Genomic DNA, 7,341 nt, shown 5'->3' on the forward strand with positions numbered 1-7,341 from the left:
GGCCGCGCTCGCCCGTCTCGCCGGCGGCATCCTCGCCCGTGACGGCGCCACCGCCCTCGTGCTCCTCGGCGGCGAGGGCGCGCGCGCCGTGCTCGGCCGCCAGGGAGCCGACGCGATCCTCGTCCGGGACGCCATCCGCGAGGGGATGCCGCGCGGCACCATCGAGGGAGGCCTGCTGCACGGCATGCCCGTGGTGACCAAGGCGGGCGGCTTCGGCTCCCCCTCCGCGCTCACCGAGATCGTGCCCGAGCTCCTCGACCCCCGACCCACCGAACCCACCACGCAAGGAGATCCCGCATGACCCTCCCCCGACTCGCCCTCACCCTCGGAGACGTCGCCGGCGTCGGCCCCGAGATCACCGCGAAGACCCTGCTCGGCCACGACGACCTGCGCGAGAAGGCGATCACCGTCGTCATCGGCGACGAGGCCGCCATGCGCCGCGGCGTGGAGAACGTGGGCGGCGACCCCGGCAGGGTGCGCGTCATCGCCTCCGTCGCCGACGCGCGCAACGAGCCCGGCACGATCGAGCTCATCCAGACCGGCCCGTCACTCGCGGACGTGCAGCTGGGGGAGCTCAGCCCGGTCGCCGGCGACGGCTCGTACCGCTTCGTCGTGGAGGCGTGCCGCCTGGCGCGCGAGGGCGAGGTCGACGGCATCGTCACCGCGCCGCTCAACAAGGCGGCCATGCACGCGGGCGGCCACCAGTGGCCCGGCCACACCGAGCTGCTCGCGCACGAGTTCGGCGTCGAGAACTTCTCGCTCGTGCTCTCCGCCGGCGACCTGTTCTTCTTCCACCTCACCACGCACGTGTCGATGCGGCAGGCCATCGACGCCATCACGCCGCAGCGCACGGGCGACGTGCTCGACCTCGCGGGCGCGTTCGCCGCGTCGATGGGCACGCCCGACGAGCTCATCGGCCTGGCCGGCCTCAACCCGCACGCGGGCGAGAACCGGCTGTTCGGCGACGAGGACGCGGACATCCTCGCGCCCGCCGTCGAGGCGGCCCGGTCGCGCGGGCTCAACGTCGTGGGACCCGTCCCCGGCGACGCGCTCATCCCCGCGGCGGTGCGCGGCAAGTACAAGCTCGTCGTCGTCTGCTACCACGACCAGGGGCACGCGCCCTTCAAGGCCGTGTACGGCGACGACGGCGTGAACATCACCGTGGGCCTGCCCGTGGTGCGGGTGTCGGTGGACCACGGCACCGCGTTCGACATCGCCGGCCAGGGCATCGCGCGCGAGGCGAGCCTTGTACTGTCGGTGGAGCGCGCCGCCGCCCTGGCCCCCGGCTGGGACCACGTGTGGCGCACGGCGCAGAAGATCGACGCGCCCGCCTCCTGACCTGCGACCCGATGGGGAGACCGTGCCGAACCGGACGACCGAGCTGGATCCGGACGCGGTCTCCCCGTCGAACCCCGGGCCGCTGCACGCGCAGCTGACTGCCGCCCTGCGGACCCGCATCGCCGACGGATCCCTGCCGCCCGGCGCGCAGCTGCCCACGGAGGCGGAGCTGCAGGAGCGCTTCGGCATCTCCCGGTCGGTGGTGCGGCAGGCGCTCCTGTCGCTCACCGCCGAGGGCCTCGTGCAGCGGGGACGCGGGCGCGGCAGCATCGTCGCGCCGCGCGGCGAGCTCCACCGGCTGGTGCAGCGCGTGTCGGGGCTCTCGACGCAGGTGCCCGACGTCACCACGCGCGTGCTCGCCTTCGAGCCCGGGCGCGACGCGGCGGCGGAGCAGGCGCTCGGCACCCCGGAGGTCCACGCGCTGCGGCGGCTGCGGTCCGCGGGCGGCGAGCCCATCGCGCTCATCCACACCTGGCTGCCGGGGCGGATCGCGGCGGAGCTGTCCGCCGATCAGCTCACCGACGCCTCCCTGCACGCGCTGCTGCGCACGCGGCTCGGGATCACGATCGCGTCCGGCCGCCGCCAGGTGCGGGCCGTGGGCGCATCGGCCGCGCTCGCGTCGTCCCTGCGCGTGGCCGAGGGATCCCCCGTGCTGGTGCTCGAGGGCACGAGCCTCGACGGCGCCGGCGAGCCCGTGGAGGTGTTCCGCACCTGGCACCGGGCCGACCGGTTCGTGTTCGACATCGACGTCGTCCCCGGGGACGACCGCGAGCCCGCCGGCCTCGAGCCGGTGGCTGCGGCGGAGGCGCCCCGCGCGACCGCGGATCCGTCCGCCCCGTCCGCTCCTGCCGCACCCGCGACCGGCGACCTCGCCTCCCGGGCCCGGGAGGCGTCCCGCCAGCTGGCCGACCTCGCCGAGGAGCTCGCCCTCCTCGGGGACGCGGACGGCACGCGCGCCTGAGCCAGGATCACCGTCGCGGGCGCGCTCGGCGCTTGACCTCACGGTCGCTTGACCTCAAGGTCGCTTGAGGTGCTCTGATCGGCGCATGATCATCCGCGCCGTGACCCTGCCCGCCCGCGACACCGCCGAGGTCGCCGACGCCTACCGGGCGCTCGGCTTCCCGGTGCGCATCGCCGACGACGTCACCGAGGTGATGATCGGCCCGACGCGACTCCGCTTCGCGCCCGATCCCGCGTACCGCGGCGCGCACCACCTCGCCTTCACGATCCCGACGGGCGCCTTCGACGCGGCCAGGGCCTGGCTCGGCGAGCGCGCGGAGGTCATCGCGCCCGACGGCCGCGACGAGTTCGAGGGGCCGGGCACCTGGGACTCCCGCTCGGTCTACTTCCGCGGGCCCGACGCGCAGGTGCTGGAGCTGATCGAGCGCCGCGCCCTCGCGCCCGACGGCCGTCCGGCCGCGCCGTTCCGGGCATCCGACGTCGTGGCCGTGAGCGAGGTGGGCGTCGTCGTCGACGACGTGCCCGCCGCGGTCGCGCTGCTGGAGGGGGCGGGCCTGCGCGCGTACGGCGGCTTCGCGACGGACGTCTTCGCCGCGGTCGGCGACGTCGACGGGCTCGTGATCCTTGTGGCGCCGGACCGCGCGTGGGTCCCCGAGGGCACGCAGGTCGCCGCGGACGTGCCGGTGGTCGTCGACGCGGGGCTCGGGCGGGAGGTCGCGCTCGGGCGGGGATCCCGGCTCATCTGAGCGACCGGGGTCGCAGCGCGACGCGCGGGCCGATCATCCCCAGGCACCGCGGCTGGGGACGACCGGACGGCGGACGACGCGGGGGTCCCTATCGTCCTGCCGTACCCGGCCGGCGGCGATCGCCGCCGGCTCCCCGCCCACCGACACGAGAGATGGCCCATGTCCGTCATGCCGTTCCCGCTCCGCTCGCGCCCCGCAGCCGTCGCCGCGCTCGCCCTCGTCGCGACCCTCGGGATCCCCACCGCCGCCCAGGCCGCGACCCCGGCCCACCACGCGGCCCCCGCGTCCTCAGCCGCCCACCACCACGCGCCCTTCGCGGTGCGCACCACGGTGGTGCCAAAGACGGCCGTCACGGCGTTCGGCGGCGGCGTCATCTACGCGCCGCAGGACACCGGCAAGGCCGTCCTCGGCAGCGTCGTGATCACCCCCGGCTTCACGGACACGAACGCCGACGAGAAGGAGATGGCCGAGCTCGTCGCCTCGCAGGGCTTCGTCGCGTTCGCCATCGACACGCTCGACACGGGCGACCTCCCCGACCAGCGCGCCACCGAGATCCTCGCCGCGGCGGACTACCTCACCGCCCGGAGCGCGGTGCGGTCCCGGGTCTCCGCGAAGGACGTCGGCCTCATCGGCTACTCGTTCGGCGGCGGGGGCACGACGCAGGCCGCCCAGTCGCGCCCGTCCATCAAGGCGACCATCGGACTCATGCCGTTCGACTTCCCGCCCGCGAGCGACCCGGACGCGCAGTACCCGGCCTACCCCGCCATGAAGACCCCCACGCTGGTCATCACGGGCCAGGAGGACGAGGTCGCCGACCCGGCGGACTTCGGCAAGCCCGCGTACGACTCGATCCCCGTCGGCACCCCGAAGCAGTACCTGGAGCTGAAGGGCCTCGGTCACGCCGCAGGCGAGCACGTGCCGGTCGCCACGATCCGCGTCGCCGTCACGGCGTTCCTCAAGCGCTACCTCGACGGCAACAGCGCATACGCGAAGTACATCTGCCCCGCCCCGAAGGTCGGCGGACCCATCAGCGCGTCGACCAGCTCCTGCCCGAAGGGCTGATCCGCTCCGCTCGTCCCGCGCGGCGTCCGACCATCCGGTCGGGCGCCGCGCGCTCGTTCAGCTGACGACGACGGCCGCGCAGAGCAGCCCGACGAGCCCGAACCCCAGCACGATCGCGGCGTTCCCCCAGCTCCCGACCGCCGTCGGCCGCTGCATGCCGATGGCGCGGCGCCTCTCCAGGACGCTGCCGGCGAGCATGGCCGTGACGACCACGACGGCGGCCCAGCGCGCGAGCGTCGTCCACGGAGCGCCCGCGAGATCGGCCACCACGGCGGCCAGGAGGCTGAGGGCGAGGAGCGTCCCGGCCACCGAGGTCGTCGAGGTCGTCGTCGCGCGTGCCGGAGTGGGCGTCCTCCCAGGCGAGGCGGCGCTCCTCGCGGTGGCGCTCGACAGCGACGACCATGTCGAGGACCTCCGAGGGCAGGTCGCCGTCGGGGAGGGCGAGGAAGGCGCGGAGCCCCGCTGTTCGCGCCCCTGATGCGGCGTACTGGCGAGCCGCACGATCGCGCTCACGGGGCGTCGTCAGGCCGGTGATCGCGATCCCGTACCGCCCCGCCTGGTCCGGCGCGCCCAGCTCCCGGTAGCGCTCTACGAGCGCCCGGCGCACGTGGGCATCCGCCGGCGCGCGGCGGATCCGGGTGCGCAGGGACTCCAGGGCGGCGGCGCGCCGACCGGACTCCCAGAGCCGGTCGGCGCGCGCGATCGCCCCGGCCTCGTCCATCCGCCCATGCTGTCAGGTGCGCCGCGCGGGCATTTCCCCCTGGCCGACGCCTAGGGTGGGAGCGATCCACCATCCGCCCCCGCTCGACGCGGGCCGGCCACCGAACGGAGCGCTGATCGCGCTGAGCACCACCCCGCCGCCCGCGGATCCGCGTCGTCCCCGTCGGGATCCCGGCGCCGCACGACCGCCTCGCCAGCGCCGCCGCCGCGTCAACCCGCAGGAGATGCGCGACGTCCGCGCCCGCCTCCGCGGCACCATCTACGAGGGCACCGAGCCCGCGCACGGCCGTCTCGGCGACCTCTACTCGCCGCGCCAGATCGTCGACTTCTGCCTCGACCTGGGCGAGGTGATGCTCGCCTCGGGCGCCGACGTGCGCGCCGTCGAGATCGCGATCGTCGCCGTGAGCACGAAGTGGAACCTCGCGCCGCTCGAGCTCGACATCACGGGCACGGCCATCACCATCCAGTACGCGCCGCTCGAGGGCCCGCCGCTCGTGAAGCTGCGCGTGGTCACGGCCGAGGGCAGCGACCTGCACCGGCTCTCGCTCGTGTACCAGATCGTCGATGAGCTCCTCCACGACGACCTGGACATGACGAGCGCCGTCGAGGGCCTCGTCGAGGTGCTCGGGTCGCCGCCGCGCTGGCCGTCATGGATCACCGACGCGGCCATGGGCCTCTTCGGCGTCTCCGTGTCGCTGCAGGCGGGCGGCTCGGTCGCAGGCGCGGTCGGCGCGTTCCTGCTGATGATCGGCGCCATGGTCCTCGGCCGGCAGCTGTCGCGTCGCGGCATCCCGCCGTTCTTCGTGGTCGCCGTGCAGTCCGCCGCCGTCGCCGCGCTCGGCACGCTCGCGATCTGGTGGGGCCTGATGCCCGCGGGGAGCGCCGCCGCGATGGTCGCGGCCGTGGTGGTGCTGATCCTCCCCCACGTCACGATCGTCACGTGGGCGCAGGACGCCATCTCCGGGTTCCGCGCCATGGCGCTGTCGCGGGCGATGATCATCGTGCTCGTCGTCGCGGGCATCGCCGTCGGGATCCCGGGCGGGCTCGCGCTCACGGCCGGCGTCGACATCGAGGTGGATCCGACCGACATCACGCTGCGGGCGCTGCCCCTGTGGATGCTGCTCATCACCACGTTCTTCGCGGCCGGCGCCACCGGGATCACGCAGGGCGCCAACGCGCGCGTGATGCCCGTGGCCATCGCCGTGGCGCTCGTCGGCACGGTCTCGCTCTGGATCCTCAAGGCGGCCGGCGTCCCGCTGCTCGCCGCCACGTTCCTCGTCGCGACGCTGCTCGGCGCGCTCGGGACGGTGGTCGCGGCGCGCCTGCGGGTGTCGGCCACGGCGATCGCGGTGCCCGCCTTCTGCGGATCCCTCCTGCCCTCGCTCGCGGTCGCCTCGGCGCTGCTCAACTCGATGGCCGGCACCGCGGGAGCGACGGGCGCGTTCGTCGGCGCGATGGCGACGACCCTCGCGATCGGCGCGGGCCTCGTGCTCGGCAGCCTGCTCGCGACGCCGCAGGCGCGCCGGCACCTCCGGCGTCGGGCGAAGCGCGTGGTGGTGCAGTCGGTGCGGCTCGACACGACGCCCATCGGCATCATCCGCGACCCGGAGCTCGTGGATCCCCCCGCGCGCCCGGCGGGTGGCGGCGTCGACCTCGGCTGACGTCCGGCGGCCCTCCCCGCGCAGGCGGCGGCGCGACGCGTCTGGCACGGTGGACCGATGAGGATCCTCGTGGTGGACGACGAGCGCCGGCTCGCGGACGGCGTGCGGCGCGGGCTCCAGGCCGAGGGGTTCGCGGTCGACGTGGCGCACGACGGCGTCGACGGGCTCTGGTGGGCGCGCGAGAACCGGTACGACGCGATCCTCCTCGACCTGATGATGCCCGGCCTGAGCGGCTGGGCCGTGTGCCGCACCCTGCGCGAGGAGGGGATCTGGACGCCCGTCCTCATCCTCACCGCCAAGGACGGCGACTGGGACGAGGTCGAGGCGCTCGAGGCGGGCGCCGACGACTTCGTGACCAAGCCGTTCGCGTTCCCCGTGCTGGTGGCCCGGATCCGCGCGCTCGTCCGCCGGGGCGCCCCCGCGCGGCCGGTGGCGCACCGCATCGGCGACCTGGTCGTCGACCCGGGTCCCCGACGCGCGTCGCGGGCCGGCGAGGAGATCGACCTCACCAGCCGCGAGTTCGCCGTGCTGGAGTTCCTCGCGCGGAACGCCGGACGCGTCGTCTCCAAGCGCGAGGTGGTCGAGAACGTGTGGGACGACGACTTCGAGGGCGACCCGTCCATCGTCGAGGTGTACGTGGCGCACCTGCGCCGGAAGCTCGACCGGCCGTACGGGACGGCGACCATCGAGACGGTGCGCGGCGCGGGCTACCGGCTGGGCGGATCCCATGGCTGACGGCGCCCGGACGCCGCGGCGCCGCCGCTCCCTCCGCGTGCGGGCGACGACCGCGGTCGCGCTGATCGCGCTCGTGCTCGGCGCGGTCGGCGCGGTCGCGTTCGCGGTCGTGCTGCGGG

The 7,341-nt window shown here is 75.2% G+C and carries 8 protein-coding genes and 1 pseudogene; 7 read left to right on the plus strand and 2 right to left on the minus strand.

What is annotated here, in order from left to right; translation table 11 throughout:
- The 5 genes from DZG00_RS10170 to DZG00_RS10190 all read left to right on the plus strand — a co-directional run.
- Window positions 1-301 (plus strand): nucleotide-binding domain containing protein (locus tag DZG00_RS10170; protein WP_304650935.1); only part of this gene is annotated, 301 nt, incomplete at its 5' end.
- Window positions 298-1,338, plus strand: coding sequence for a 4-hydroxythreonine-4-phosphate dehydrogenase PdxA (pdxA, locus tag DZG00_RS10175; RefSeq protein ID WP_119383210.1), 1,041 nt, complete (start codon window positions 298-300; stop codon window positions 1,336-1,338). The genes DZG00_RS10170 and pdxA, both read left to right, overlap by 4 nt.
- 22 nt (window positions 1,339-1,360) lie before the next feature.
- Window positions 1,361-2,299 carry a GntR family transcriptional regulator gene (locus tag DZG00_RS10180; RefSeq protein WP_158587803.1) on the plus strand — a complete coding sequence of 313 codons (939 nt, stop codon included), beginning with the start codon at window positions 1,361-1,363 and terminating at the stop codon, window positions 2,297-2,299.
- 85 nt (window positions 2,300-2,384) lie between these two features.
- Entirely contained in the window at window positions 2,385-3,044 is a 660-nt protein-coding gene (locus tag DZG00_RS10185; protein WP_119382469.1) for a VOC family protein, read from the plus strand.
- A gap of 159 nt (window positions 3,045-3,203) precedes the next feature.
- The gene (locus DZG00_RS10190; RefSeq protein WP_119382468.1) at window positions 3,204-4,106 is read left to right on the plus strand and encodes a dienelactone hydrolase family protein; all 903 of its coding nucleotides are present in this window, start codon (window positions 3,204-3,206) and stop codon (window positions 4,104-4,106) included.
- Between the two features lie 57 nt (window positions 4,107-4,163).
- Here the strand turns inward: DZG00_RS10190 and DZG00_RS10195 are convergent, their stop codons facing one another.
- Window positions 4,164-4,415 carry a hypothetical protein gene (locus DZG00_RS10195; RefSeq protein WP_119382467.1) on the minus strand — a complete coding sequence of 84 codons (252 nt, stop codon included), beginning with the start codon at window positions 4,413-4,415 and terminating at the stop codon, window positions 4,164-4,166.
- A gap of 241 nt (window positions 4,416-4,656) precedes the next feature.
- Window positions 4,657-4,827: pseudogene (locus DZG00_RS17545) on the minus strand (hypothetical protein); the annotation flags it as partial.
- A 223-nt stretch (window positions 4,828-5,050) separates the two neighbouring features.
- On the opposite strand from DZG00_RS17545, the gene DZG00_RS10200 reads away from it, so the two are divergent.
- Entirely contained in the window at window positions 5,051-6,487 is a 1,437-nt protein-coding gene (locus tag DZG00_RS10200; protein WP_233549111.1) for a threonine/serine exporter family protein, read from the plus strand.
- A 57-nt stretch (window positions 6,488-6,544) separates the two neighbouring features.
- Window positions 6,545-7,222, plus strand: a complete 678-nt coding sequence (locus tag DZG00_RS10205) for a response regulator transcription factor (protein WP_119382465.1) — start codon at window positions 6,545-6,547, stop codon at window positions 7,220-7,222.
- Window positions 7,223-7,341: the final 119 nt, after the last annotated feature.

This window comes from Clavibacter lycopersici, from assembly GCF_003576405.1.
GTDB lineage: Bacteria > Actinomycetota > Actinomycetes > Actinomycetales > Microbacteriaceae > Clavibacter > Clavibacter lycopersici.